The organism is Bradyrhizobium sp. USDA 4449 (genome assembly GCF_054056275.1).
Map to the genome: position 1 here is coordinate 2,056,584 of NZ_JBSRYD010000001.1, position 25,357 is coordinate 2,081,940.

Genomic DNA, 25,357 nt, shown 5'->3' on the forward strand with positions numbered 1-25,357 from the left:
CCATCCCCTCACAACCATCTTCTTTGACGACTGTCAAATTCGTTCTTGACAAGTGTCAAGTTTCTGGCGGAGGTTCCGCTTCAAGAATTTGGACAGTCGTCAAGACGTCCGGTCATGGAGGAACGCTTCGCTGGGTGCGGCCGAAGGCCTGCGCCCATCGACCTGGCGCGCCTGTTGGCGCAGCCCGAATCGATCACCAGCAACGGAGGAGTGCGTCATGAGTGGGAAGAGTCTTGCAGGCAGGAAAGCCCTGGTCACCGGCGGTGCCCGAGGGATCGGCGCGGCGATCGCGCAGGCGTTGGCGCGCGCCGGCGCCGCGGTCATGATCGCCGATATCCTCGAGGATGCCGGCAGTGCGACCGCAAGCGCAATCGCGAAGGAAGCAGGCGTCACGACCGGATTCGCCCAGCTTGACGTCGCCGATGACGCCCAATGGGAGCGGGCGGTTGCCAAGACCGTCGCAACCCTCGGCGGCTACGACATCCTCATCAACAATGCCGGGATCGAGATCACCGCCCTCGTCAGCGAGGTCAAGGCCGAGGACGCACGCCGGATGTGCGACGTCAACATCGTCGGCACCGTACTCGGCATGAAGCACGCTTTCCGCGCGATGCGGCCGGGCGGACCGGCGGGCAAGGGCGGCGCGGTCGTTAACATCGCCTCTGTCGCCGCGACGATCGCCTTCCCGAGCATCGCGGTCTATTCCGCCACGAAGTCCGCGGTTGATCGCATGACGCGGGTCGGAGCGATGGAAGCCGGCAAGCTCGGTTACGGCGTGCGCGTCAACTGCATCTATCCCGGCTTGATACCGACCGACATGGGCCTGCAGCTGGCGAACGACATCGTCAAGATCGGTCTCGCCGCCGACGTCAACGCCGCGGTCGGCTCAGTGGTGGAGCAGACGCCTCTCGGCAAGCTCGCGGAGGTCGGCGACATCGCCGATGCCGCGGTGTTCCTGTGCTCGAACGAGGCGCGTTTCATCACCGGCATCGGACTGCCGGTCGATGGCGGCATGGGCATGTAGCAAACATCTTCACAACGAGAATTTCGGAGGAACACAATGAGTGCGAAGAAGCCCGTCATCGTCTATGGCGCTTCCGGCTACACCGGCCGTCTCGTCTGCGAATACTTGCGCGAGTACAACATCCCCTTCGTCGCCGCCGGCCGCAGCGCCGAGAAGCTCAACGCTGCAATGAAGGCGAACGTGGCCGGCATCGAGACCGCCGACTACGAGGTGGTGGAAGTGCCGCATACCGTAGGCGCGCTGACGGAATTGTTCAACGGCGCCTCGGTGGTGCTCAACACGGTCGGCCCCTTCGCCAGGTTCGGCGGCGAGGTGGTGCAAGCCTGCTGGGCTTCCCGATGCCACTACACCGACACGACAGGCGAGCAGGACTGGCTGATCACGCTCGAACAGGAGTGGGGCACGAAGTTCGCCAATGCCGGCCTGCTGCTGGCGCCCGGCATCGCGCAGATGTACACCACCGGCGAAATCGCAGCTCAGCTGTGCCTGGAGACGCCAGGCCTCGATACGCTCGATATCGCCGTGTTCTGGGGCGGCAGCCCGACCATCGCCTCGACGCAGACCATCCTGGTCAATGCGGCGATGGCCAAGGCCTACTACCTTGAGCAAAACAAATACGTCGAGCATCAGCCTGATGCCGGCCTCACCAACCTCGTCATCCCCGGCCAGCACGAACTGGCGCTGGCACTCCCCTGGGGCGGCACCTCGCACCCGGTGTGGTTCAAGCGTGATCCCCGCGTGGCCAACGTCAAGGTGTTGGGCGGCGTGTTCAACCGCGCGCTGATGCTGGGGGTGCCACAGATCGTCGCCGCCGCGCTGGACGCGACCAAGGACATGAAACCCGACGATCGCTACGCCGCGCTGGCGCAGACCGCTGCGGGCGTCATGAACACCATGCCGCCGCGCGAGAACCCGCGCGTCAACAAGTCGTTGGATTCGGTGCATGCCTCCGGCCCGCTCGGCCGTGCGCACTGTGTCATCAACGGCAACAGCAACTACAAGCAAACCGGCATGCTGCAGGCCTATGCCGCCGCGCATCTGCTGCAGCAACCGCCGAGGCGCGTCGGCTTCGCCTCCGCCTGTCAGGCATTCGGCCACCACGAGCTGCTCGGGCAATTGCGCAGTTTCGGGCTGGTCGGCAAGCCTGTCCTGACTGTGCACGATTAGCCAAATCGCGGGTGGCGCGGTTCTCTGCGTCACCCGCTTCCGTCTGCAGGATTCGACCATGCGCTTCATCGATTACCTCGATAAAGGTGCCTCGCTGGGCCCCGACGCGCCGTGCCTCACCATGGACGGACGCGATCTCAGCTATCGCGACGTGCAACGCTTGAGCTACCGCGTCGCGCGCGGACTTGCAGCATCGGGCCTCGCGGCGGGCGAGAAGGTTGCGATCCTCGCTGGCAACGACCCGCTGGCCTTCGCCTGCGTGTTCGGCATTTCGCGCGCCGGTGCGGTCTGGTGCCCGATCAATCCGCGCAACGAGGCGGCCGAGAACAAATTCATACTCGATCAATTCGACTGCTCCGCACTGCTGTTTCATTCGAGCTTCGCTCCGATGGTCGAGGCGGTCCGGTCCGACCTGCCGAAGCTGCGCGTGCTCGTCTGCCTCGATGCCGAGCTGCCGTTTGCATCTTCCTGCGACACCTGGCTCCGCAACGTTTCGGACGACGACTACCAGCGGGCGCCGGTCGACGACCTCGCGATGATCCCGGGCACCGGCGGAACCACCGGCAAGCCCAAGGGCGTCATGCTGTCGGGCCGTAACATCGAGGCCATGACGGCCCTGACGCTGATCGGCTACCCCTTCAAGGGCCGCCCGGTCTACCTCGCATTGGCGCCGCTGACGCACGCCGCCGGCGTGCTGTGCTTCCCGATCATGACGCTCGGCGGCCGCATCGTGATCATGCATCACCCCGACATCGCCGAATTCCTCGCTCTGATCGAGCGCCATGGCGTCACCCACACCTTCCTGCCGCCGACCGTGATCTACATGCTGCTCGATCATCCCGGACTCGATTCCGCCAACCTCGAATCGCTGCAATGCTTCTGGTACGGCGCGGCGCCGATCTCGGCCACGCGGCTTGCGGAGGCGCTTCGACGCATCGGGCCGATGGCGCAGTTGTTCGGTCAGACCGAAGCGCCGATGATGATTTCGATGATGGCGCCCGACGAGCATTACAATCCAGACGGCACGATCGCGATGGACCGACTGGCGTCGGCCGGGCGGATCAGCCCGCTGGTGCAGGCCGGCATCATGGATGGCGAGGGCCATCTGCTGCCATCTGGCACACGCGGGGAGATCGTGGTGCGCGGGTCGCTGGTGATGGAGGGCTATTACAGGAACCCGCAAGCGACCGCCGAAGCATCTGCGCACGGATGGCACCATACCGGCGATGTCGGCTACATCGACGGTGACGGCTACCTCTACATCGTCGACCGCGCCAAGGACATGATCATCACCGGCGGGTTCAACGTCTATTCGATCGAGGTTGAAAACGCATTGCGCGCGCACGAGGCGGTGCAGGATTGCGCCGTGATCGGCCTGCCGGACGAGAAATGGGGCGAGCGGATCGTCGCGGTGGTGCAGCCCCGCGCCGGCCAGAGCATCGATGCGACGGCACTTGCGGCCTTCGTCAAGCAGCAGATCGGCAGCGTCAAGACCCCGAAGCAGATCGAGATCTGGGACGATCTGCCGCGCTCCAAGGTCGGCAAGGTGCTGAAGCCGGACATTCGTGCGCGGATGGCGGGTCGCGCGACCAGCTAATCCATAAGCCGCTCCAGCACGTCGCGCAGCAGCCCTTGCAGAAGATCGAGCTTGTAGCCCGTCATCGGCAATGGCTTGGCCCCCGAGGTCGCCGCTGTCGCCGCTTCCGCGATCGATGCCGCATTGGCGATCTTGCCGTGAAGCGCGACTTCCGCGGCGGTGAGCCGAAGCGGCACGGGCGCAACACCACCGGCAGCGAGCCGCACGAGCCGGAAGCTGCCGTCGGCGATCACGACGCGGGCGCAGAGTTCCACCAGCGGCCATTCCGCAGAGGTCCGGCTGATCGCGCGCCTGTAGGAAGCGCGCTCGCCCTGAACCGGAGCCGGAAGCGCAATGCTCTTGATCATCTCGCCCGCTGCGAGTGCATGATCGGCGTGCGAGATCGAGCCATCGCCGAGCAGGCCGGCAATGGTCAATCCGCTGCGCCGGTCCGTCACGATGGTCGCATCATAGGCGAGCAGAGCCGCCGCCATGGTGGAGGGATGCGGCGCGACACAAGGCCCGAGATCGAAGGCGACGCCGTAGAGATGATTGCCAGACCGGGCAGGGCAGGTGCTGCCGCTTTTCTTCAAGCAATCGATGTCGGCCCGGCGGAAATACCAGCAGCGCGAACGCTGCGCGAGATTGCCGCCGAGCGTTGCAACCTGGCGCACCTGTGGCGTGGCGAGGCCTCGCGCGCTCGCCGCAATGCCGGGATAGCCGGCGGCGATGCGCGCGTCCGACGCGATCGTGGCGATGGTGGCAAGCGCGCCGATCTGGGCTGATCCGCCGGCGTCCCAGGTGATCGCCCTGGAGCCGCTGGCCGAGATATCGATCAGCGTGCCCTGCGACACGCCGCTGCGGCGGCGTTCGCTGAAGTCGGTGCCTCCGGCGCGGAATTCAGGCGTGGGCTCGGCGCTCGTGACGGCGACACTCATGCTGCATCCCTCCCTTTCAGCGCGGCCAGCAGGCGATCGGGCCGGAACGGAATTTCGGTCAGTCTCACGCCGATCGCATCGCGGATGGCGTTGGCGATCGCGGGCGAAGTCGGCACGGTGGCGACTTCGCCGATGCCGACGCTGCCGCCCGGCACGTGCTCGAAACCGGCCTCGTCGAAATGCACCTCCAGTTTCGGCATGTCGCCGATGCCCGGAATGCGGTAATCCTCCATGCTGCCGCTCAGGATGTGGCCGCTCGAAGGATCGGTCTCCCGCGCCTCATAGAGTGCGTAGCCGATGCCCTGGATCACGGCGCCTGCGGCCTGGCTTCGCGCCAGCATGGGCGCGGCGAGCTTGCCGATCGCGAGGCCCGTATAGGCGTTGAGCACGCGCACATGGCCGAGCCAGGTATCGACCTCGACCTCCATTACCTGCACCGAGCTCGGCACGCCGGCGCCGACCACCATGTGGTTCATCAGGCGCAGCACCCAACCGAACACCCGGCCCAAGATGCCCGCCTCGTGCAGAGCGGGCCTGACGCCGGGCGGCGGCTTGCCGTCCTCCTGGCGCTTCGCCGACACGGCGATGTCAGGAGACGCCGCGATCATCTCGCGCCACGGCGCGTTCGAGCCCGGAGCAGGTGTGCGCGAGGCGGTGCGCTTGATTTCCGCTTTCAGCCTGTCGATCGCGAGCAGGGTCGGCGGCACCACCGAGGCGGTGACGCGGCTGCCGCCGGACCCCGGCCCTCGCGGCAGGTTCGAGCGGCCGATGCGAACGTCCACATCCTGCGGCTCGAGATCGAACGCCTTCGCGACGGTGTTCGCGATCACGCTGCGCGTGCCCGTGCCGATATCCTGGACCGCGCAGCTTGCGACGATGCGGCCGCCCTTGACCGCGAGCTCGACCGAGGAGCCGGTCTGCCAGAGATAGAGCCAGTAGCCGGTGGCGACGCCGACGCCGCGCCGGTAGCGGCCTTCTTGCGAGCCGGCCGGCATGCGGTTCTTCCAGACGTCGAGGCCGGCGGCCCAGTCGTACAGTCGCTGGCGGTTGGGGTCGGTATCCCAACGCTTGCGCAACTGGATCGGATCGACCTTCATGCGCAGCGCCGCCTCGTCGACCGCCTGCTCCAGCGCAAACGACATCGGCGGACCCCCGGGGCCGCGGAACGGCGCGCCCGGCGGCAGGTTGCTGAGCACGTCGAAGTCGACGAGCTCTTTTGCCTGGGCTGGATAGATCAGCCGGGCCAGGCCGGCGATCATCGAGTTCACGGCGGCTCCGGTATCGGCATGGGCGGTGAGCGACAGCGCCTTGAGGCGGCCTTCCGCCGAAGGCAGCAAGGACAGCTTCAGCTCGGCGGCCGGACGATAGCCTGTAACGGAAAGCTCCTCTTCACGATCGAAGGCGACACGCACCGGCGCCTTCGCGGCGCGCGCAAGCTCGATCGCGGCGATGGTCTCCAGCCCAACGCTGCCCTTGGAGCCGAACCCGCCGCCGACATGATCGGCGATCACACGCACCTTGTCGTGCGGCAGGCCATAGCGCTTGGCGATCTTCTCCATGCTCTCGTGAATGGCCTGGGTCGAGATGTGCACGGTGAGTTGATCGCCATCGAACCTGGCCACGGCGGCATGGGGTTCGAGGCTGGCGTGCTGTTGCGTCGAGACGCGGAAGGTTTCCTCGACCAGCAGCGGATTGCGTTGCGCCCGCGCCTCGTCAAGCCAGTGCCTGGCCTGCCTGGCTTTCTGCGAGAACGGCGCCGAAGGCCCGCGGACATTGCCCTTCCACGACACCGGAGCGCCGCCGGCGCCCTCGGAGACGTTGCCGGCACGCTTGCGGTCCTGCTTTTCGAACACCACGGGCGCATCGTCGCGTCGCGCTGCATCGAGCCCGATCACCGCCGGTAATGGCTCGGGCCTGAAGGTGATCGCGGCGATTGCCTTCAGTGCGGTGCGGCGATCCCTGGCCGCGACGGCTGCGATCGGCGCGCCGACGAACCGGATCATGTTGTCATCGTCGAGCAGCGGAACGACCGCGGCAACACCGGGAATAGTGCGCGCCGGCGCCAGATCGAGCCCGGTGATCCTCGCATGCGCGACGTGCGCGCGCAGGATGACGCCTTCGAGCTGGCCGTCATGGTGGATGTCGACGGTGTAGCGGGCCAGCCCCGTCACCTTGTCGCGGGCTTCGAGCCGCGGCGCGACCGGATCGTTGCCGTCGAAGCGGCCCGCGCATGCTTCGGCGACGGCGCGATAGATGCCTTCATAGGCGCCGCAACGGCAGAGATGTCCCGAGAGCGCGGCGGCGATTTCCTCGCGCGAGGGCGTCGCCGTGCCCTTGGCCGCGCGCCAGCTGTCGTGGAAGGCGGTGGCTTCGACGACAAAGCCCGGCGTGCAGAAGCCGCATTGCAGGGCGTCGTGCGCCATGAACGCCTTCTGCACCGGATGCAATCCGGTTGCTCCGACCCCCTCGATGGTCGTCAGCGATTTGCCGGCGGCCGCCTGCGCCGGCAACAGGCAGCTCACGACCGGCATGCCGTCGAGCAGCACGGTGCAGGCGCCGCAGACGCCGGAGCCGCAGACGAGCTTGGTGCCGGTGAGGCCGCCGTCGCGGATCACGTCGATCAACAGCGCCTCCGGATCGTCGGGCAGCACCAGGGGCGTTCCATTGACGGTCGTGGTGGTCATTTCCGAACTCCCGTTTTGCGTGGGGACTTCTTCGCAGGCAGCGCCATCGCGCCGGCGATCAGCATGCGCAGCATGGTCTCGAGCTGTTTCAGGAACGCGTCGACCGGCTGCATGGCAGGGAAAGCGGATTTGGTGCCGTGGATCGCCATCTCGACGCAGCGCGCGAGCTCGCGCACCGTGATGCCGCTTTCGAGCGCGAGCTTTCGCTTGCGGCACACCCGCGCGATCGTGGTTGCGATCTCGTCGGCGAAACGGCTGGCGTAGCTCTGGTAGAGGTCGCGCGCCTGCGCGAGGTGCTCGGAAAACAGCTCCTCGATGTGGGGCGAGTCCTTGAGGGAGGCGAGCAGCGACTGCATCCGCGCGCCGATCTCGGCGACCAGGATGTCGGCAAGCTCGAGGCCGGCTTCTTCCGCCGCCTTTGCTGCCGCGATTTCCGCAGCGAGTCCCTGCTCGTAGAGGCGCTCGAGCACGGCGCGAAACAGCGCCTCCTTGGAGGCGAAGTGATGATAGAGCGCCTGCCGCGTCAGTCCGGCTTCCTCCGCCGCCTGCTCGATCGAGGAACGGCGGAAACCGTGGCGCCGGAACACGCGCATGGCGGCGTCGAGGATACGGTCCTGGGGAGGGGTCCTGGGAGGAGCCTTGGCCTGCATTTTGTCAGATTTGACGAACGTGAATGAAATGCCAAATCACGGACCGATGACGGTCTCGTGCGCGCATGAGCCGAGGCCGCCGCACACGGGTGGGGACATCGCCGAATTCGTGATCACCCTAGTATGTCGATCGCCATAGTGGCGTCAGGCGCTGGCCGCCTTCGTCAAGCAACGGATCGGCAGTATCAAAACAATGAAGCAGATCGAGGTCTGGGACGACCTTCCGCGTCGAATGTCGGCAAGGTTCTGAAGTCGGATGATCGGTGCGCGGCTGGCGGGTCGTTTCGGCGGCTAGCTACGGCGTCAACGTCGCGCGGGCCGTGCTTGATGCATGCCAGCGAAAGCGGACATTCAGGCTAGCCACTCAGTGGAGAGTTAAGGAAGTGGCGCCTAGGAAGGATTCGTTGACCCGACACTTATCTAATTGACCTTACTATCAATTTCGGCAAGCTGTCGAGCGCTTCTTACACAGTCGAGATGCACAGTAGAACATGCTACTGGTTGTCCAAGAAAAGAAAGCAACCAGAGAGGCAGGAAGCATGACGACCACCAATCCACAAAGCATAACGGGCAGCTGGTTAAAGGGGTTTGCGCTGGACATACACACGCTGAGTAGCGTGAAAGTGGGCGTGAACGAGGCGGGTCATGACGTATTCGATACCAAACGATCCGAGTTGGGCCAGTTGCTGTACCGGCTCAAATACTCCGGCGACCTCCAAGCGGCCCAGGAGATTATCGATACCGCTGCCGCATATCTTCAGCCCAGTCTTTCAAAATTTGACCTGATTGTCCCGGTTCCCCCGTCGGCACATCGAGCGGTTCAGCCGGTCCTAACAATAGCGAACGGGCTCAGCGCAAAGCTAAAACTTCCATTGAGCCAGTGTATAACTGCCACGCGCCCGACGGCTCAGCTGAAGGGTGTGACTGACCCCGAAGAACGGAAGAAGCTACTCGATGGCCTCTATACCGTCGATGCAAAGCAGACAGCCGGTAAGAACATCTTGCTCTTCGATGATTTATTTAGATCTGGTTCGACGATGAACGCAATCACCGATGTACTGCGAAAGGATGGAAGGGCGTCGAACGTCTACGCCCTCACAATAACAAAGACCCGGAGCAACCGTTGACTACAGTCTTTCTTGGAGGATCACGGAAAATAACGAGGTTACCGGCGACCCTCGCGCAGCGATTGGAAACAATCATCGCCAGCGGCTTCGACATCATCGTCGGCGACGCGCCGGGCGCAGATAAAGCTTTGCAAAAATATCTGCTGGATGCGTCGTATAAAAAGGTGACCGTTTATTGCTCCGGCGATGAATGCCGTAACAATCTCGGTGAGTGGCACCAGAAATTAGTAAGTCCGGGCAAAGAGACGAAGGGCTTCAAGTTCTTTGCAGCGAAGGACCGGGAAATGGCATCGAGCGCCGATATCGGCCTTATGGTTTGGGACGGGCAAAGTCCAGGCACAGTTCTCAACGTTCTTCGGCTAATCAAGGCCGGAAAGAAGGCTGTGCTTTTCGACACACCGCAACGGGCTGCGTTTAATTTTACTACGTTAAACGATTGGTCGGCCTTTATTGCAGGATGCGACCAGCGCTTTGTCGATAGCCTGCGCGAGCGAGCGGTCGGCGATGAACGCAAACTATTGTCCGGGTCGCTCCAGACGGACTGGCTCGATCAGGCGGCGGCAGGGGCACCTTCAGACGATGTGACATCGCCTGAGCAGGCGGAGGGGCCCGCTAAGTCCCCCATCACTGTCGAATTGGGCGCAACTGCTAAGGTCGAAGTCAAAGCAGAAATTCCTAAGGAATCTCTGGGTCGGACACTGGATGCTCTCGTCGATATCATTCGACCGTTTACTGAGGCTCGTGGTCTGCGAGCCGACCAGCTTAGGCTGCAGCGTGCGGAAGTAGCTTATGAGATCGCACAGATTGCTAAGAGAGCCGCTGAGCTGAACAAAGAAGAGCTTTCACCACCACCCGTCAAATTCCTTGTTCCGTTTTTGGAGCATGCCTCACTAGAGGATATGGACACGGATTTGCATTCTCGCTGGGCGGCACTTTTAGTCTCCGCTTCAAAAAGCTATCACGCTAGACATCTGACCTACATCGACATTCTCAGTCGCTTGAGTTCAGACGAGATAGCCTTACTAGACGAGGTCTGCGCGAGAGACCCGAACTTTCCTCAGAAGTGGCAACCCGATAATCACTTGCAGCAGAATCGTCGCATTGCCGAGAAGGTTGCGGTGAGATTCAATGTGCCCGATGCCTCAACAGAAAAGAGTCGGGCTATCTTTCAAAAATTGCTAGCTGATCAGCCATTCACGTATGGCCGCATTTTGCATGCGATTACAGGGGGCCTCCCGAACCTCGAGGCCTTCTATTCGGAGTTTGGCGATCCCGGAAAAGCGAAATACGAGTCGTTGGAGATCCTAGAGCGAGAGCGATTGATCGAGTTTGGTCGCTCCAAGCCATCGGGAGCTGCAGCAGAGGTTAGCTGGTTCTCCGTCAGCAATTTGGGCTTAGACTTCGTTAAGGAGTGCTCGCCGCCACAAGCAGCAACGAGCAAAGAACTTAGAAGCTCAGCCTCGCACGCTTAAAGGAAACCATCGCCTGCGTGACGACGCGGGGCTTCTTTCACGCACCTTGTGTATACGTCCATCCAGATTTCGTATGTCTCAGCGACCATAGACTCGAGCTCATCGAAGCCATATAGCGGAACGCCTTGATCCATATGCACGACGGGAACACGAGGTCCCTTCTCTGGAGCCGAGAATTGAAAAATTGCTAGCTTCACATGAGCAAAATCCGGGTCCGAAAGACGAATGCGCTCATGCATCGTAGAAAACACAAACCTACGCGCTTGATGCGTCAGTCGTGTAGTGGTTCGTCGAGGATCGAAGACTGGAATCATAGGCTCGCCCTCTCTAATTACGAAGAAGGAGTACCAGAAAACGAGCTTAGTTCCTGTGCCTCCCGAGAGTGAATGCACCTCCATGCTGCGTCCGTCCAACTGAGTGAGCTACTTTGAGGTTGGCCGCCAGTTCTTCAGCAGATCGGCATTCGGCAGCAATCGCTCGGGCGATTAACGAAAAGGGAGGACGATCAACTGGTTTGAGAAATCCAGTCTGCACATTCAGAATTTCCGCCAGCGATTTGCGAAGTGGGACATAGCGATATGGTGGGTGAGATACTTTGAAGCAGCCCCAAGGCGAGTCCCGCTCTGGGTTTGTCGACCACGAAGTGCCAGGGCGCGCCCTTAGCTACTAGTTGTCCAGGGGTTAATGCCCCGTATTGCGCCATGATGCGGCAAATGTGCCGCCGAACGGTTGGCTCGTCTGGCAGCGGGATGTCCTCAGTGGCGCCCGTTACGATATTCCGCCGTTGAGCACGAAAAGAGATAGGCCTCTCGCGTGCTGCCTTGAACGACTGATACACGGCGGGATGGACAGGTCCAAATTCCCATGCCTCAAAGTAGCCCGACACGAGCGGCTGCTTTCGCTCTATGAGAAAAAGGGCATGCGCAAAGTAGAGCAGCTTTTGGAGGGCGAGATTAGTGATCGGCCTTCCGTTCCGATGCCCCTCATCAAGCATCAGGTTGGCAATTGCTCTTGGGTCATACGGCTGGTCGATCACAGCTCGCTTCTATTCCAGTTGGATTCCCCGGCCACCATCCGAGTGGATATTCCCCCAGGTTTCTTCGGCAGGAAGACACGTTAGCAAAATGTCAGATCGCGGGAAGCGGATGAGGCGTCGGTATCTGGCGAAGTTTGAAATAAAGCTGCTTCGCTCGGTCCAGCCGACCTCCTTCCGCCTTTTCCGGCTTCCGCCGGGCTGTCTCCGCCCACGGATCAGGGAAGCGCTCATAGGCGAGGAATGCAGCCGTGGCAGCCAATTCTAGTTCCACGGCATCAGCGTTTGCCATTTCGTGCGCAAGACGCACGCGAGCAGGATGCGAAGAGGGATCGCTCGGCATCTGGGTGTGAAAGGTTGAATACAGTCCACCCCAAGCGGCGACAGACTCATTTTCTACGATAAGACGTAACGCCGCAGCGTGTTGAGTTGCTGAAGCAAGCAGCTCTGAATAGGGACCGTAGTGCTTATAGCGAAACGGAAACCCCGATCCGACGCCAGCCGCTTCGAGAAAGAACGCGATCTTCTGAAGCTTCGTGCGGCCCACAATGTGGCCACCTGCATCACGAACGATGGCTGCCGCGCCATGCGCTAGATCTATCCCGGCCATTTCGATATCCCCGCATCCACAATTTCCGTCGCTTTCTTTCTGGCCTCTTCATCGCCGTCGGCGTGATAGAGGCGGAACGCCTTGTAAGTCTTCAGAGCGGCCACAACGTTCGACCGCGTTGACAGGTCCGCCAAATGATCGCCTTCAGTTCGAATATTGATTTGACTGAGCGGCCCTTTCGCTCCCTCAGTAAGCTCCTTGTAGGGTGATCGCTCCACCTCATCGATTAGAATGCGTGGAGGATCATCAGGCGATGAAGCCGACCATTGATCCAAGCACTTTACAATCTCGTCTCGTATGCCCGCACATACTTCATCGGCCTCCGACGACGAGGCTGCGCCATCGCCTTTGTCATGCGCAATCTTCGCTCGTACATCGATGCATTTATACAATTTGCGGTCGCGCAGGCGGGCGGACAGATTTGCGATCCACCTATCGCTGCTCTCAGCCATCAGTGAAAGCCCGCCCCAAATTACGGTATCATCAAGAGATAGCGCGCAATCTATGTCGTCGGGCGTCTGTGCAAATTTAACCAATGGATGAGACTTCGGAAGACCAGTCTTCTCGACCGATCCATTCTTGATCAGAGTGATAATCCGAATGAGAAGCTCAGTGTAGATTTTTTCAGCACCGCGTGTCGCTTTATGAAAATATACAGTTGGATAAAGTTGAAATAAACCGAGTACGTAGGCTTCAGCAGCGAAGATTGCCTTACGACCGAGAACAAATGTCTGGACAGGTTTGAGCGAGGTCTCGTCAACACCGTGCTGAACTTCGCCTATCTCAATATTGGCCATCAGCCATTCGAAATCGATGCCAGCATGATGGCTGCCGACCATAAGACGATCACGCCGCATGTAGTCGAGGCGATCAGCATCGAACTGACTTGAAACGACGGCGGAATAGATGGTTGGCGCACCACTTCCGCTCACCATATCGGCGACGTCGTTAGCGAATCCGCTTCCCATATCACGCAACACTTCCGATACCTCACCGCTCCGAATGAGTATGTCACTCACTGCCTCATGGTTCGCCATCTTCAGATCAAAGCGCTCGCCGATCTTTTCGAAGGCATGACTGAATGGGCCGTGACCCAGATCATGTAGCAACGCAGCAGCTAAAGCTTGATCCCCCCGGGCATTAGCGGGGACATACTTTTCGATTACGCGTAGCAATCTTCGCGCGGTGTGAAACACTCCGACACTGTGGAGCAGCCTTGAATGGGTTGCCCCCGGATAGACGAAGTCCGAAAAGCCGAGCTGCTTGATCCGGCGCAACCGTTGGAATGGACGGGTCTGTAGAACACGCCATAGGACTCCCTCGACCTGCGACCTCTCAACATCGAATTCAATTAGGTCGTGCAAAGGGTCGCGAATACGCTGCTGCTTTGGCATTCCGGCGAATCACCTCTGGGAGCAGCGAAGTTGTATCATAGAACAAAACAAGAACATGTCAATTCTTATTCTGATCCTGCTCTTTTACGATGGACGACGGTTTCTTCGGGGAGCGCACCCCGACCTCGGCAGACGTTCCATTACGATCGCATGGGAGAAGTGACCTCGGGCAGCAGCATGTTGCCTCCCCCAAAGGTCCCGCTCAAGTTCTGAGATAGCACTCAAGTCTGCGCTTCGGGGTCAGAAGCACCCAATCAAAGCACCTTCTATCCTGCCGGCGCCTGATCCCTTCGGATTCTTGCGGCCCCACTTGCCGGGCGAGTTCTCCAAAAATATGGTGACAACGCTCTAAGGTTTTCGCGGACCGTCATCGAAAGAGAAATAGCTATGAAGCGCTGCGCCCCCTAACCTCTCGCGCAGCCAGCAGGGGGCTGAAGGGCCCGTGAGGTCGATCGAGGCAATATTAAGCAGCGTCGACTCTGAAGGGGGTGCGTGTCCAAAACAAAACGGGCACGCCTTCGTTCGAAGGCATGCCCGTCAAAACTCTCTTCGTGCGACGCTTGTAGCGCTCAGTGCACGCTGACGGCTTGCAGCTCGTTGCTCCAGGCGTTGGCGATGGCGGCTTCGCGGCTGTCGGTCAGCATGATCGGCGTGCCGTCGGCGGCATGGAGTGCGAACAGCTTGAGGCCGGGCGCGATCTTCGGGGCTTCGGGGAACAGGCCGGGCACATCCTCGGAGCGGATCTGCTTCACATAGGCGATGTGGCCTTCACCGAGGTTCGCCAGCGTCTCGGGCGAGGCGTTCCTGGCTTCATATTCGAACACAACTTGACCTTCACTCATGGTCTCGACTCCTTCAGGAAAACTAAGCGGTCGAGTCCGCTACTCGTTCCATTATTCGTGCTCATTGATAGCGATTGTCTTAACGATCCTCTCCGGTTCAGGCCGGGCCAGGTCGACCGACAACAACCCGTTCTTCAGATCCGCACCCAGCACCAGCATCCCCTCCGCCAGCACGAAGGTGCGCTGGAAGTGGCGCGCGGCGATGCCGCGATGGATGTATTGCCGGGTCTTGTCGTCCTGCTGCCGCCCGCGAATCACGAGCTGGTTTTCCTCAATGGTTACATCGAGTTGGTCGCGGGTGAATCCGGCGACCGCCAGCGTGATGCGCAACCGCTCGGGCTGGCCGTCCGATCGCTCACACCTCTCGATATTGTAGGGAGGGTAACCGTCGGCGCCCTTGACGACGCGATCGAGCACGCGCTCGATTTCGTCGAAGCCCAGAAGGAACGGACTGGAAAGCGTTGGAACACGAGACATAGTTTACAAAGTCCTCTCGAAGCGACTTTGGTGTGTCGGGGCCCGCGGTGGCGCCCCTTGGTCAGCAATATGGGCATATCGCGGTGGGGGTTCAAGCAGCTAGCCCAGGGCTGTGGATTCACTTCTTACGGGTCGCGTTGCGATGGTGAATTTTCCGGGCAATTTTTCCCAATGAAAACAGAGCCCGCTTTCCTGTGCATGGGGTTGTTTTCGCGGCCTGGGCTGCAGGACCTTTCGGAACCGGTCAGGCCTCGATCCGCTTCCGCCCGTCGCCGCTGAACAAATGCAGCTTGGAGCGGACTGCGGCGACGCGGATCTTCTGGCCGATGGCAGGCGCCTCGGTTCCGGGAATGCGGACGATGATGTCACCGGGCGGCAGTTCGCCCGGAGTGGCGGCCACGCGCTGCGCGTCCTGCGCGCGTGAGCCGTAAACGAAGGTCTCGGCGCCGACACGCTCGATCGCTTCCACCGCCAGCGGCAGCGCAACGCCGCCTGATGGTGTCTGGTCGGTGATGACGAAGTCTTCGGGACGGATGCCGAGAATGCCGGCGTCCCCCGCATTGCCGAGCTGCGACTTGATCTCGTCCGCTCGCGCCGACATCAGATTCATCGGCGGCGCGCCGATGAACGAGGCGACGAAGGTCGTGGCCGGCTTCTCGTAGATCGCGAGGGGATTGCCGACCTGCTCGACCTGGCCGCCATTCATCACGACGAGAACGTCGGCGAGCGTCATCGCCTCGAGCTGGTCATGGGTGACGTAGATCGACGTCGTGTTGAGCCGGCGCTGCAATTTGCGGATCTCGACGCGCATCGCGATGCGCAGCTTGGCGTCGAGGTTCGACAGCGGCTCGTCGAACAGGAACACTTTGGGCTGACGCACGATGGCGCGGCCCATGGCGACGCGCTGGCGCTGGCCGCCGGAGAGCTGGCGCGGCTTGCGGTCCAGCATCGGTGCGAGCTCGAGCACGCGCGCGGCTTCCTCGACGCGAGCCTTGACCTCGGCCTCCTTCATGCCGCGGTTGCGCAGGCCGTAAGCCATGTTGTTGAACACGCTCATGTGCGGATAGAGCGCGTAGTTCTGGAACACCATCGCGATGTCGCGGTCGGCGGGCTCGACCTGGTTGACGATACGGCCACCGATGTCGATCTCGCCGCCGGTGATGGTCTCGAGCCCCGCGACCATGCGGAGCAGCGTCGACTTGCCGCAGCCGGAGGGACCGACCAGCACGCAGAACTGGCCGTCGCCGACCTCGACGTTGACGCCTTTGATCGCCTCGAAGCCGCCGGTGTAGGTCTTGCGGACGTTGCGCAGGGTGACGTTAGCCATGGGTTTTTCCAGCGAATAGCGAATGGGGAGTGGCGAACAGGGAAGTTGCGTATGCGAGAGCGCTCAAAGGGCTTTCCATTCGCCATTCGCTACTCACCACTCGCCTCCTCACTTTTCCGTCTCGACCAGACCGCGCACGAACAATTTCTGCATGGCGACGACGACGAACACCGGCGGCAGCATGGCCAGCACGGCGGTCGCCATCACGATCGGCCATTCGGTCAGCGCATCGGTGGTGGTGATCATCTTGCGAATGCCGACCTGGATGGTCTGCATGTCGTCGCGCGTGGTGATCAGCAGCGGCCAGAGATATTGGTTCCAGCCGAGAATGAAGAGGATCACGAACAGCGCCGCCATGTTGGTGCGCGACAGCGGCAGCAGCGTATCCCAGAAGAAACGCAGCGGTCCGGCGCCGTCGATGCGCGAGGCCTCCAGCAATTCATCCGGCACGGTCATGAAGAACTGGCGAAACAGCAGCGTCGCCGTCGCCGACGCGATCAGCGGCAGCGCGAGGCCCGCATAGCTGTCGAGCATGTGCAGGTCCGCGACGATCTTGTAGGTCGGATAGATGCGCACCTCGACCGGCAGCATCAGCGTGATGAATATGATCCAGAAGATCGCCATCCGGAACGGGAAGCGGAAATAGACGATCGCATAGGCCGAGATGATCGAGATCGCGATCTTGCCGACCGCGATCAGGAGCGCCATGATCAGCGAGTTCAGCATCATGTTGGCCACGGGCTCGCGGGTCGAGCCGCTCGTGCCGACGAAGATGGTTTGGTAGTACACCTCGAAGAAATGGCCGCCGGGCAGCAGCGACATCTGCCCGTTGGCGATCAGCGCGTTGTCCTGGGTCGAGGCGACGATCGCGATGTACACGGGGAATGCGACGATCGCGATCCCGATCCAGAGAATGACGTGAGCGACGTAGCGTCGAAAGCCCTCCTGCTCGACCATCAGTAGGTCACCTTGCGTTCGACGAAGCGGAACTGGATTCCCGTGAGCACGATGACCAGGATCATCAGGATCACCGATTGGGCCGCCGAGCTGCCGAGATTTCCGCCGAGCAGGCCGTCGGAGTAGACCTTGTAGACCAGCGTCACCGTCGACGTGCCGGGGCCGCCGCGGGTCATGGTGTCGATGATGCCGAAGGTGTCGAAGAAGGCGTAGACGATGTTGACGACGAGCAGGAAGAAGATGGTTGGCGACAGCAGCGGAAATGTCACGGTCCAGAACCGCCGCATCGGGCGCGCACCGTCGATTGCGGCGGCCTCGAACACGCTCTTCGGGATGGCCTGCAGCCCGGCGAGGAAGAACAGGAAATTATAGGAGATCTGCTTCCAGGCCGCGGCGACGATGATCAGCGCCGCAGCCTGATTGCCGTCGAGGAGCGGATTCCAGTCAATCCCGGCGGCGCGCAGATAACGCGAGATCACGCCGAGCGAGGGATGCAGCATGAAGATCCAGAGCACGCCGACGACCGGCGGCGCCACCGCGTAGGGCCAGATGAGCAGCGTGCGGTAGAGCATCACGCCGCGCAGCGGCTTGTCCGCCATGACGGCGAGCAGCAGCGCAAACGACAGCGACGACACCGCGATCGCGAACGAGAAGAAGAAGGTCCGGACGATGGACTCGAAATAGGCGGGGTCCTTGAACAGCTCGATGTAATTATCGAACCAGACGAAGCTCGTTGATAGACCGAAGGCATCCTGCAGCAGGAAGGACTGCATTACCGCTTGCAGCGCCGGCCAATAGAAGAAAATCAGGACGACGGCGAGTTGCGGGGCAACCAGCACGTAGGGCAATAGCTTTGATTTGAAAATGGCTTGCTTTTGCATGATCTGAGCCGAGTGGCAGGCCGGCGTCCCGGCCCGCCACTCATCGCCTCACTTGACGGCGGTCTTTTCGAACTGGCGCAGCATCGTGTTGCCGCGCTCGACGGCGGCATCCAGCGCCTGCTTGGCGGTCTTCTTGCCGGCGAGCGCCTGCTCGATCTCTTCCGCCCAGACATCGCGAAGCTGCGCCATGTTGCCGAGCCGCAGGCCGCGGGAGTTCTCGGTCGGCTCCTTGTTGGTCAGCTCGAGCAGCGGCGTCTCGAGATAGGGCTGGTCCTTGTAGAAACCTTCGGCCTTGGCCTTCTCATAGGCCGCCTTGGTGATCGGGAGATAGCCCGAGGCCTTGTGTATCCAGACCTGGCGATCGGTGTCCGACAGGAAGGTCAGGAATTTCGCCACGCCCTTGTATTCGTCGGCCGATTTGCCGCCCATGATCCAGAGCGAAGCGCCGCCGATGATCGAGTTCTGCGGTGCGTCCTTGACGTCGGGATAATAGGGCATCGGCGCGGCCGTGAAGTTGAACTTGGCCTGCGCCTTGATGTTGGCGAACAAGGACGAGGAGCTCAGGAAGATCGGGCACTCGCCGGAGGTGAAGCGGCCTTCGCCGGTGTTGGTGCGCCCGGCATAGTCATAGGTCTTGTCCTTCTGCAGCTCGATCAGTTTCTCCAGATGCCTGATCTGGACCGGCCCGTTGAACTTCAGCACGGTGTCGAAGCCGTCAAGGCCATTGGCCTTGCTGGCGAGCGGCACGTTGTGCCAGGCCGACAGCTGCTCGAGATTGACCCAGGTGACCCACGCGTTCGAGAACCCGCAGGTCGGATGGCCGTTGTCGTGCAGCTTCTTGGCCGCCTCGAAGGTTTCAGGCCAGGTCTTCGGGATCTCGACATTGGCCTTCTTGAGTTCGTCCAGGTTGACCCACATGACTGTCGACGACGAGTTGAAGGGGAATGACAGCATCTCGCCCTTCGAGGTCGAGTAGTAGCCGGTGATCGCCGGCAGGTAGATCTTGGGATCGAATTTCTCGCCGGCGTCGGCCATCAGCTTGTAGACCGGCTTCACTGCACCGGTCGCAGCCATCATGGTCGCGGTGCCGACTTCGAACACCTGCATGATGTGCGGGGCGTTGCCCGCGCGGAATGCCGCGATGCCGGCGTTCATCGTATCAGGGTAGCTGCCCTTGTACGTCGGGATGACCTTGTAGTCGCTCTGCGATGCATTGAAGTCGTTGGCGAGCTTGACGATGACGTCGTTGTTCGCGCCGGTCATGGCGTGCCACCACTGGATTTCAGTGACGGCAAGCGCCGGCGAGACGCCCATGCCAACCGTGACTGCAAATGCGGCAGCCGCTCCAAAATGTCGAAGAGCCATCTAGAAAACCTCCCTCAGGCGTCAAAAAGAAGCGCTTGCGCTAGCAGCGCCACATGACGTTCACATGACTGTGTAAGCGGCCGAAACGAAAGCGGCAAGCGCTGCAGAAGGGAAGCCATCAAATAGGCGAAGAGGCGGTTGGGCAGCCTCCTCCGTTCGCAGTGCACATGCGTGCATGCGCCGCACTGCGGCATTGGATGACGTGAGTCGAAATCGAGCAGCTCGAAAACCTCTCCCGCTTGCGGGAGAGGTCGGTGCGAAGCGCCGGGTGAGGGCTTTCTCCTCAAGGGAATGTCCCGCTGCGGCGAGACCCTCTCCCGCGCGCGGGAGAGGGAGCGCACCACTCAGCGCTTGCGCTCGGACCCGCAGACCGTGCCCTTCTCGACCATCGCGCCGATCTCTGCCTTTGAGTAGCCGAACTCGGCCAGCACCTCCCGGGCGTGCTCGCTGAATTTCGGCGGCAGGCGGCGCAGGCTCGGCTTGCTGCGATCGAGCCGGATCGGCGAAGCCACGCCCTTGTACCAGTCCTTCTCGATGACATCGCCGCGCGCGATCGTGTGCGGGTTGGTCAACGCCTGGTCGATCCTCTGCACGGGACCCGCGGGCAGGCCGGCCGCGAGCAGGCGATTGCACAGCGGCTCGGCCTCGTGCTGGCTGAACACGGCGGCAAGCTCGGCGCGCAGCGCCTCGCGATTGGCGATGCGGTCCTTGTTGCGGGCGAAGCGCGGATCGGTGCCGAGCTCCACCTTGCCGATCTCCTTACAGAGCTTGCGGAACGTGCCGTCATTGCCGACGCCGATGAAGATGTCGTCGGTCTTGGTCGGGAAGATCGCGTAAGGCACGAGGTTGGGATGCTCGTTGCCCGTGAGCGAGGGCGGCTTGCCATGCATGAAATAATTCGCGGTGTGCGGATGCATGATGGCAAGGCCCGTTTCGTACAGCGTCGTCTCCAGGAACTGGCCCTTGCCCGAGCGCTGCCGCTCCGACAGCGCCATCAGGATGCCGATTGCGGCATAGAGCCCGGTGGTGATGTCGACCAAGGGCACGCCGATCCGCATCGGGCCGCTCTCTTGCGAGCCGGTGGCGGCGATCATGCCGGTCATGGCCTGGATGATGGCATCATAGCCGGGATTGCCGCCGCGCGGGCCGTCGGCGCCGAAGCCGCAGATCCGGCAATGCACGAGGCGCGGGAATTTCTGGCTGAGCACATCGTTGCCGATGCCCCATTTCTCCAGCGTGCCCGGCTTGAAATTCTCGATCAGGACGTCGGCCGTCTCCAGCATCCTGAGCAGCACGACGCGGCCACCTTCGGAGGCGAGGTCGAGGCCGATCGAGCGCTTGTTTCTGTTAATGCCGACGAAATAAGCGGCGTCCTCCTCGTGGAAGGGAGGGCCCCAGTCGCGCACCTCGTCGCCTGCGGGCGGCTCGACCTTGATGACGTCGGCGCCATGGTCGGCGAGGATCTGGGTGCAGTAGGGGCCGCCGAGCACGCGCGTGAGATCGACGACGCGCAGTCCGCTCATTGCGCCCAAAACGGCTTCAGTCATGCCTTCACATCCCCTGTGTCGATGTTGGCCACAGGCCTAGCGAGGTTCGTGCGCCCCAGCAATGCCTCGCTGCGGAGGGGGATATGCACGCGCGCGCCGCATCCCGCGGCACGGCAAAAACGGGCGGAAGCGGCCGGCCCAAGGGACCTCGCGCGGGGATCCCGGGCCAGCCATTCCACCGTCGGATCAGACGACCGTCAGGCGGACGTCGACATTGCCGCGCGTCGCGTTGGAATACGGGCACACCTGATGCGCCTTCTCGACCAGCGCCTCGGCGTCCGCGCGGGACAGGCCCGGCAGCGAGACGGCCAGATCGATGTCCAGGCCGAAGCCGCCGGCCGAGCGCGGGCCGATGCCGACGGTCGAGGTCACGGAGGCGTCGGCGGGAACCTTCGGGCCACCCTGCGACGACACGAACTTCATCGCGCCGATGAAGCAGGCGGCATAGCCGGCCGCAAACAGCTGCTCGGGATTGTTGCCGGCGCCGCCGCCACCGCCGAGCTCCTTCGGCGTGGTGAGCTTGACGTCGAGTGCGCCATCGAGGGTCGCGGCATGGCCGTCGCGGCCGCCGGTGGCTTTTGCGCTGGTCTTGTAGAGCACGTTCACGGACATTTTCGTCTTCCTTGGGATGTTCGGGTTGGCGTGCGATGTATATTGCAAACAATTAGATTGTGCGCAATCGATATTCGCATGCCTCACATTTAATTGTTTGCAATTGAATGTCCGCCGGCCCGGCCCCACAATGCGGGTCAGTCTCGCGAGATTCTGCATGGCCCGGAAATCATCGACCCTCGATCCGCAACGCCTCGACAACCAGATCTGCTTCGCGGTCTATTCGGCCGCGCATGCCTTCAATCGCGTCTACAAGCCGCTGCTCGACCGCCTCGGACTGACCTATCCGCAATATCTGGTGATGCTGGTGCTGTGGGAGCGCGATGACGTCCCGCTCAAGGACATCGGTGAAAAGCTGTTTCTGGATTCCGGCACGCTGACGCCGCTCTTGAAGCGGCTGGAAGCAGCCCATCTGGTCAAGCGAACGCGAAGCAGCGAGGACGAGCGTCAGGTGCTCATCGCGCTGACTCCGCAAGGCCATGCGCTGAAAGACAAGGCGCGCAGCGTGCCGCAGTCGATCCTGGCGGCGTCGGATTGCTCGGTGTCGGAACTGGTCGCGATGAAGGACGAGATTGTGGCCTTAAGGGACCGGTTGAATGCGGTGATTGGGGCGTAGGGGGCTAGCAGAGCCGCAAGGAAAATAGAAGCTGAAACAGCCCGTCTTCGCCCTTCAGGCTCCTCGTGGCTGCGCCACGCGTAACCCCGAAGGGCGAAGCGTGGTGGAGCCAGGCGGGATCGAACCGCCGACCTCTTGCATGCCATGCAAGCGCTCTCCCAGCTGAGCTATGGCCCCTTTAGTCCAGATGGGACGATCCTGGGGGGATCCGTCCCGGCCGTCGAGCCGTCCAAGCGACTCGCGCGGTGCACCCTTTTTCACAGATCAGGGCTGATCTCAAGTCTCTTCATCACCTCCGACGTCACCAATGATGTCGGTCACGTCCTCATCGCCCTCTTCTTCGTCGGCAATGAAGGTCGAATCATCGTCATCGTCGTCGTCGAGCGTATCGTCGACCTCGATATCGTCCTCGGATTCGGGGACGACAGCCTTCACCTTGCCGGTGTTCTCCTCGGCATCGGCCTCCTCGAGCGAGACCTCTTCGACCTCGGCCGGCTCCGGCGTGGCGTCCGCGGCGGCTGCGTGGCGGGCCTCGGCGCCGCGTCCGGCGCGGGCGGGCGCAAGGGGCGCGATCGGCACCACCTCGCCGGTATAGGGCGAGATCACCGGATTCTTGTTCAGGTCGTAGAACTTCTTGCCCGTGGTCGGGCAAATACGTTTGGTTCCGAGTTCGGACTTGGCCACGGCAGAGGAATCCTGGGAATGTCTGAAAAGCGGTGCTTCACTTGGCTAGTTGGCGGCCCGCTGTCAATAGCGCATTACGAGAGAAAGACATGCTCGTGACGGCGGGGAGGGCATGTGGTACCTGCCCGCAGCCGCTATCAGGCGTATCCAAGGACACAATCTTGACCCATTCCGACAAGCTGGCGCCGCTCAAATCGCGCTCAAGCGGTCCCCTGACCGGAAAAGTACGGGTGCCCGGGGACAAGTCGATCTCCCACCGTGCCCTGATCCTGGGCGCGCTCGCGGTCGGCGAGACCCGGATTACCGGCCTGCTCGAGGGCGAGGACGTCCTCAACACCGCCAAATCCATGCAGGCCCTCGGCGCCAAGGTCGAGCGCACCGGCGATTTCGCCTGGAGGGTCCAGGGTGTCGGTGTCGGCGGCTTTGCCCAGCCCAAGGCAGCGCTGGATTTCGGCAATTCGGGCACCGGCTGCCGGTTGGTCATGGGCGCCGTCGCCGGCTGCCCGATCTCGGCCGTGTTCGACGGCGATGCCTCGCTGCGCAGCCGACCGATGCGCCGGATCCTCGATCCGCTCGAGAAGATGGGCGCCAGGGTCGTGTCCGGCGGCGAGGGCGGCCGGCTGCCGCTGACCGTGCAGGGCGCGCGCGATCCGTTGCCGATCAGCTACAAGACCCCGGTTGCCTCGGCCCAGATCAAGTCGGCGGTGCTGCTGGCGGGCCTCGCCGCGCCGGGCACCACGACCGTGATCGAGAGCGAGGCCAGCCGCGACCACACCGAACTGATGCTGAAACATTTTGGCGCTGACATCACCTCGGTCCGGGAAGGCCAGCACGGGCGGCGCATCACGCTCGCGGGTCAGCCCGAGCTGCATGGCGCCACCGTCATCGTGCCGGCTGATCCCTCATCTGCGGCATTTCCCATCGTCGCGGCGCTGATCGTCGAAGGCTCAGATGTCGTCCTCTCAGACGTCATGACCAATCCGTTGCGGACCGGCCTTTTCACGACGCTGCGTGAAATGGGCGCCTCCATCGAGGAAAGCGAAGTGCGTGGCGACGCCGGCGAGCCGATGGCGCGCTTGCGCGTGCGCGCCTCGAAGCTGCGCGGCGTCGACGTGCCGCCGGAGCGCGCGCCGTCGATGATCGACGAATATCTGGTGCTGGCCGTTGCGGCGTCCTTTGCCGAAGGCACGACCATCATGCGCGGCCTGCAGGAGCTGCGCGTCAAGGAATCCGATCGTCTCGAAGCCACCGCCGACATGCTTCGCGTCAATGGTGTGAAGGTGACGATCTCCGGCGACGATCTGATCGTCGAAGGCCGCGGCCATGTGCCTGGTGGCGGCACCGTCGCCACGCATATGGACCATCGCATCGCGATGTCCGCGCTGGTGATGGGCTGCGCCTCCGACCAGCCGGTGACGGTCGACGACACCGCCTTCATCGCCACCAGCTTCCCGGATTTCATTCCGATGATGCGTTCGCTTGGGGCCGAGTTCTCATGATCATCGCCATCGACGGACCCGCGGCCTCGGGCAAGGGCACGCTCGGCAAGCGCCTGGCCCATCATTACGGCTATCGTCATCTCGATACCGGCGTCATCTATCGCGCCGTCGCGTACGAATTGATGCAGTCCGGCCGGGATCTCCGGGACGAGGCGGCGGCGGTCGCGGCTGCGCTGGAACTCGACCCGGAAAAATTCGGCAATCCCGCGCTGAAGACGCAAGCAGCCGGCGAGGGCGCTTCGATCGTCTCGGCGATCCCAAGGGTCCGCGAGGTCCTGCTCAATTTCCAGCGGCAATTCGCCGCCGATCCGCCGGGCGCCGTGCTTGATGGCCGGGACATTGGAACGGTGATCTGTCCCCATGCCGACGTGAAGATCTTCGTCGTGGCCGATCCCAAGGTGCGTGCCCGCCGCCGCACCATGGAGGCCAAGGCGCGGGGTGAGGAGGCGGATGAGGCGGCCGTGCTCGCCGACATCATTCAGCGCGACGAACGGGACAAGAATCGGCCGATAGCGCCTTTGAAGCCGGCCGCGGATGCTTACTTGCTAGATAACTCCCAACTGGATATAGAAGGCGGCGTCCGGGCCGCCATCGACATTATCGAGGCCGTCCGAGCGGGCCGGTTGCGGGGTTAAGCCGCTGCCGTCATTGGAGGAAGTGCCCGCTCCCGCTCTTTAAGGTCGATACTCTCGGTCCCTGTTTGGGGCCGACGCGATCCAGGTTCCGGACGACAGATTTCAACGTATCGAACGTGCGGGCCCAGCCGGCCCGCTTCCGCTGTTTCGGTCGCAAGATCGAGCAGCGAGCGGTCGCTCGAAGGTCTTGCGGACCTTCCGACACTGCGCGCGCGATACGCCCATGAACCCAACGGCCGG

The 25,357-nt window shown here is 62.3% G+C and carries 22 protein-coding genes, 1 tRNA gene and 1 pseudogene; 8 read left to right on the plus strand and 16 right to left on the minus strand.

Annotated features, from left to right (window positions below; genetic code table 11):
- The first annotated feature begins 217 nt into the window (after nucleotides 1-217).
- From ACVIIW_RS09830 to ACVIIW_RS09840, 3 genes are read left to right on the plus strand one after another with little or no spacing between them, the layout of a single operon-like run.
- A complete protein-coding gene (locus ACVIIW_RS09830) occupies nucleotides 218-1,024 on the plus strand; it encodes an SDR family NAD(P)-dependent oxidoreductase (RefSeq protein WP_456700553.1) in 807 nt (268 codons plus the stop codon).
- A gap of 36 nt (nucleotides 1,025-1,060) precedes the next feature.
- Nucleotides 1,061-2,191, plus strand: coding sequence for a DUF5938 domain-containing protein (locus ACVIIW_RS09835; RefSeq protein ID WP_456700554.1), 1,131 nt, complete (start codon nucleotides 1,061-1,063; stop codon nucleotides 2,189-2,191).
- 58 nt (nucleotides 2,192-2,249) lie between these two features.
- Nucleotides 2,250-3,788: an AMP-binding protein gene (locus ACVIIW_RS09840; RefSeq protein ID WP_456700555.1), complete on the plus strand. Its 1,539-nt coding sequence runs from the start codon at nucleotides 2,250-2,252 to the stop codon at nucleotides 3,786-3,788.
- Here ACVIIW_RS09840 and ACVIIW_RS09845 read toward each other — a convergent pair.
- The 3 genes from ACVIIW_RS09845 to ACVIIW_RS09855 are packed head-to-tail and all read right to left on the minus strand — an operon-like array spanning nucleotide 3,785 to nucleotide 8,039.
- A complete protein-coding gene (locus tag ACVIIW_RS09845) occupies nucleotides 3,785-4,705 on the minus strand; it encodes an FAD binding domain-containing protein (RefSeq protein ID WP_456700556.1) in 921 nt (306 codons plus the stop codon). The two genes, ACVIIW_RS09840 and ACVIIW_RS09845, sit on opposite strands and share 4 nt — an antisense overlap.
- Entirely contained in the window at nucleotides 4,702-7,389 is a 2,688-nt protein-coding gene (locus ACVIIW_RS09850; protein WP_456700557.1) for a molybdopterin-dependent oxidoreductase, read from the minus strand. Before ACVIIW_RS09850 ends, ACVIIW_RS09845 begins: the two co-directional genes overlap by 4 nt.
- Nucleotides 7,386-8,039: a TetR/AcrR family transcriptional regulator gene (locus ACVIIW_RS09855; protein WP_456700558.1), complete on the minus strand. Its 654-nt coding sequence runs from the start codon at nucleotides 8,037-8,039 to the stop codon at nucleotides 7,386-7,388. Before ACVIIW_RS09855 ends, ACVIIW_RS09850 begins: the two co-directional genes overlap by 4 nt.
- Before the next feature lie 539 nt (nucleotides 8,040-8,578).
- On the opposite strand from ACVIIW_RS09855, the gene ACVIIW_RS09860 reads away from it, so the two are divergent.
- Together ACVIIW_RS09860 and ACVIIW_RS09865 are read left to right on the plus strand one after the other, a co-directional pair.
- The gene (locus ACVIIW_RS09860; protein ID WP_456700559.1) at nucleotides 8,579-9,166 is read left to right on the plus strand and encodes a ComF family protein; all 588 of its coding nucleotides are present in this window, start codon (nucleotides 8,579-8,581) and stop codon (nucleotides 9,164-9,166) included.
- Nucleotides 9,163-10,638 (plus strand): Abi-alpha family protein, encoded by a 1,476-nt coding sequence (locus ACVIIW_RS09865; protein WP_456700560.1) that lies wholly within the window; start codon nucleotides 9,163-9,165, stop codon nucleotides 10,636-10,638. Before ACVIIW_RS09860 ends, ACVIIW_RS09865 begins: the two co-directional genes overlap by 4 nt.
- Nucleotides 10,639-11,239: 601 nt before the next feature.
- Here ACVIIW_RS09865 and socA read toward each other — a convergent pair.
- The 11 genes and pseudogenes from socA to ACVIIW_RS09920 form a co-directional block, all read right to left on the minus strand.
- Nucleotides 11,240-11,674 (minus strand): annotated as a pseudogene (gene socA, locus ACVIIW_RS09870) (type VI toxin-antitoxin system SocA family antitoxin); the annotation flags it as partial.
- A gap of 91 nt (nucleotides 11,675-11,765) precedes the next feature.
- Nucleotides 11,766-12,281 (minus strand): hypothetical protein, encoded by a 516-nt coding sequence (locus ACVIIW_RS09875; RefSeq protein ID WP_456700561.1) that lies wholly within the window; start codon nucleotides 12,279-12,281, stop codon nucleotides 11,766-11,768.
- Complete coding sequence (locus ACVIIW_RS09880) at nucleotides 12,269-13,675, minus strand: HD domain-containing protein (protein ID WP_456700562.1); 1,407 nt, start codon at nucleotides 13,673-13,675, stop codon at nucleotides 12,269-12,271. The genes ACVIIW_RS09875 and ACVIIW_RS09880 overlap by 13 nt, the downstream gene beginning before the upstream one ends.
- Nucleotides 13,676-14,244: 569 nt before the next feature.
- Nucleotides 14,245-14,517: a BQ00720 family protein gene (locus ACVIIW_RS09885; protein WP_456700563.1), complete on the minus strand. Its 273-nt coding sequence runs from the start codon at nucleotides 14,515-14,517 to the stop codon at nucleotides 14,245-14,247.
- A gap of 51 nt (nucleotides 14,518-14,568) precedes the next feature.
- Nucleotides 14,569-14,994, minus strand: a complete 426-nt coding sequence (locus tag ACVIIW_RS09890) for an Hsp20 family protein (protein WP_456700564.1) — start codon at nucleotides 14,992-14,994, stop codon at nucleotides 14,569-14,571.
- Nucleotides 14,995-15,238: 244 nt separating this feature from the next.
- Nucleotides 15,239-16,321, minus strand: coding sequence for a sn-glycerol-3-phosphate import ATP-binding protein UgpC (locus ACVIIW_RS09895; RefSeq protein ID WP_456700565.1), 1,083 nt, complete (start codon nucleotides 16,319-16,321; stop codon nucleotides 15,239-15,241).
- A gap of 108 nt (nucleotides 16,322-16,429) precedes the next feature.
- On the minus strand, nucleotides 16,430-17,278 hold the full coding sequence (ugpE, locus tag ACVIIW_RS09900; RefSeq protein WP_456700566.1) for a sn-glycerol-3-phosphate ABC transporter permease UgpE: 849 nt from the start codon (nucleotides 17,276-17,278) through the stop codon (nucleotides 16,430-16,432).
- Nucleotides 17,278-18,159, minus strand: coding sequence for a sn-glycerol-3-phosphate ABC transporter permease UgpA (gene ugpA, locus ACVIIW_RS09905; protein WP_456700567.1), 882 nt, complete (start codon nucleotides 18,157-18,159; stop codon nucleotides 17,278-17,280). The genes ugpE and ugpA overlap by 1 nt, the downstream gene beginning before the upstream one ends.
- 48 nt (nucleotides 18,160-18,207) lie before the next feature.
- Nucleotides 18,208-19,524: a sn-glycerol-3-phosphate ABC transporter substrate-binding protein UgpB gene (gene ugpB / locus ACVIIW_RS09910; protein ID WP_456700568.1), complete on the minus strand. Its 1,317-nt coding sequence runs from the start codon at nucleotides 19,522-19,524 to the stop codon at nucleotides 18,208-18,210.
- A gap of 344 nt (nucleotides 19,525-19,868) precedes the next feature.
- A complete protein-coding gene (locus tag ACVIIW_RS09915; RefSeq protein ID WP_456700569.1) occupies nucleotides 19,869-21,071 on the minus strand; it encodes a CaiB/BaiF CoA transferase family protein in 1,203 nt (400 codons plus the stop codon).
- A 186-nt stretch (nucleotides 21,072-21,257) separates the two neighbouring features.
- Nucleotides 21,258-21,683, minus strand: a complete 426-nt coding sequence (locus ACVIIW_RS09920; protein ID WP_027531600.1) for an organic hydroperoxide resistance protein — start codon at nucleotides 21,681-21,683, stop codon at nucleotides 21,258-21,260.
- Nucleotides 21,684-21,840: 157 nt separating this feature from the next.
- Here ACVIIW_RS09920 and ACVIIW_RS09925 point away from each other — a divergent pair, with 157 nt between their 5' ends.
- On the plus strand, nucleotides 21,841-22,299 hold the full coding sequence (locus tag ACVIIW_RS09925) for a MarR family winged helix-turn-helix transcriptional regulator (protein ID WP_456700570.1): 459 nt from the start codon (nucleotides 21,841-21,843) through the stop codon (nucleotides 22,297-22,299).
- A 101-nt stretch (nucleotides 22,300-22,400) separates the two neighbouring features.
- On the opposite strand, the gene ACVIIW_RS09930 is transcribed toward ACVIIW_RS09925, so the two are convergent.
- Nucleotides 22,401-22,476: transfer RNA gene (locus ACVIIW_RS09930), tRNA-Ala, on the minus strand.
- A 99-nt stretch (nucleotides 22,477-22,575) separates the two neighbouring features.
- Nucleotides 22,576-22,983: a TIGR02300 family protein gene (locus tag ACVIIW_RS09935; protein WP_456700571.1), complete on the minus strand. Its 408-nt coding sequence runs from the start codon at nucleotides 22,981-22,983 to the stop codon at nucleotides 22,576-22,578.
- A 161-nt stretch (nucleotides 22,984-23,144) separates the two neighbouring features.
- On the opposite strand from ACVIIW_RS09935, the gene aroA reads away from it, so the two are divergent.
- Nucleotides 23,145-24,482 (plus strand): 3-phosphoshikimate 1-carboxyvinyltransferase, encoded by a 1,338-nt coding sequence (aroA, locus tag ACVIIW_RS09940; protein ID WP_456700572.1) that lies wholly within the window; start codon nucleotides 23,145-23,147, stop codon nucleotides 24,480-24,482.
- Nucleotides 24,479-25,117: a (d)CMP kinase gene (cmk, locus tag ACVIIW_RS09945; RefSeq protein WP_456700573.1), complete on the plus strand. Its 639-nt coding sequence runs from the start codon at nucleotides 24,479-24,481 to the stop codon at nucleotides 25,115-25,117. The genes aroA and cmk overlap by 4 nt, the downstream gene beginning before the upstream one ends.
- Nucleotides 25,118-25,357 lie beyond the last annotated feature (240 nt).

What these genes read in the sequence shown, in the direction of transcription:
- ugpB (WP_456700568.1), bottom strand. Translation starts at nt 19,524, where the DNA reads ATGGCTCTTCGACATTTTGGAGCGGCTGCCGCATTTGCAGTCACGGTT.
- ACVIIW_RS09850 (WP_456700557.1), bottom strand. Translation starts at nt 7,389, where the DNA reads ATGACCACCACGACCGTCAATGGAACGCCCCTGGTGCTGCCCGACGAT.
- ACVIIW_RS09880 (WP_456700562.1), bottom strand. Translation starts at nt 13,675, where the DNA reads ATGCCAAAGCAGCAGCGTATTCGCGACCCTTTGCACGACCTAATTGAA.
- ACVIIW_RS09920 (WP_027531600.1), bottom strand. Translation starts at nt 21,683, where the DNA reads ATGTCCGTGAACGTGCTCTACAAGACCAGCGCAAAAGCCACCGGCGGC.
- ACVIIW_RS09875 (WP_456700561.1), bottom strand. Translation starts at nt 12,281, where the DNA reads ATGGCCGGGATAGATCTAGCGCATGGCGCGGCAGCCATCGTTCGTGAT.
- ACVIIW_RS09925 (WP_456700570.1), top strand. Translation starts at nt 21,841, where the DNA reads ATGGCCCGGAAATCATCGACCCTCGATCCGCAACGCCTCGACAACCAG.
- ACVIIW_RS09855 (WP_456700558.1), bottom strand. Translation starts at nt 8,039, where the DNA reads ATGCAGGCCAAGGCTCCTCCCAGGACCCCTCCCCAGGACCGTATCCTC.
- ACVIIW_RS09895 (WP_456700565.1), bottom strand. Translation starts at nt 16,321, where the DNA reads ATGGCTAACGTCACCCTGCGCAACGTCCGCAAGACCTACACCGGCGGC.
- ACVIIW_RS09840 (WP_456700555.1), top strand. Translation starts at nt 2,250, where the DNA reads ATGCGCTTCATCGATTACCTCGATAAAGGTGCCTCGCTGGGCCCCGAC.
- ACVIIW_RS09830 (WP_456700553.1), top strand. Translation starts at nt 218, where the DNA reads ATGAGTGGGAAGAGTCTTGCAGGCAGGAAAGCCCTGGTCACCGGCGGT.
- ACVIIW_RS09885 (WP_456700563.1), bottom strand. Translation starts at nt 14,517, where the DNA reads ATGAGTGAAGGTCAAGTTGTGTTCGAATATGAAGCCAGGAACGCCTCG.
- ugpA (WP_456700567.1), bottom strand. Translation starts at nt 18,159, where the DNA reads ATGCAAAAGCAAGCCATTTTCAAATCAAAGCTATTGCCCTACGTGCTG.
- ugpE (WP_456700566.1), bottom strand. Translation starts at nt 17,278, where the DNA reads ATGGTCGAGCAGGAGGGCTTTCGACGCTACGTCGCTCACGTCATTCTC.
- ACVIIW_RS09835 (WP_456700554.1), top strand. Translation starts at nt 1,061, where the DNA reads ATGAGTGCGAAGAAGCCCGTCATCGTCTATGGCGCTTCCGGCTACACC.
- ACVIIW_RS09915 (WP_456700569.1), bottom strand. Translation starts at nt 21,071, where the DNA reads ATGACTGAAGCCGTTTTGGGCGCAATGAGCGGACTGCGCGTCGTCGAT.
- cmk (WP_456700573.1), top strand. Translation starts at nt 24,479, where the DNA reads ATGATCATCGCCATCGACGGACCCGCGGCCTCGGGCAAGGGCACGCTC.
- ACVIIW_RS09890 (WP_456700564.1), bottom strand. Translation starts at nt 14,994, where the DNA reads ATGTCTCGTGTTCCAACGCTTTCCAGTCCGTTCCTTCTGGGCTTCGAC.
- ACVIIW_RS09845 (WP_456700556.1), bottom strand. Translation starts at nt 4,705, where the DNA reads ATGAGTGTCGCCGTCACGAGCGCCGAGCCCACGCCTGAATTCCGCGCC.
- ACVIIW_RS09860 (WP_456700559.1), top strand. Translation starts at nt 8,579, where the DNA reads ATGACGACCACCAATCCACAAAGCATAACGGGCAGCTGGTTAAAGGGG.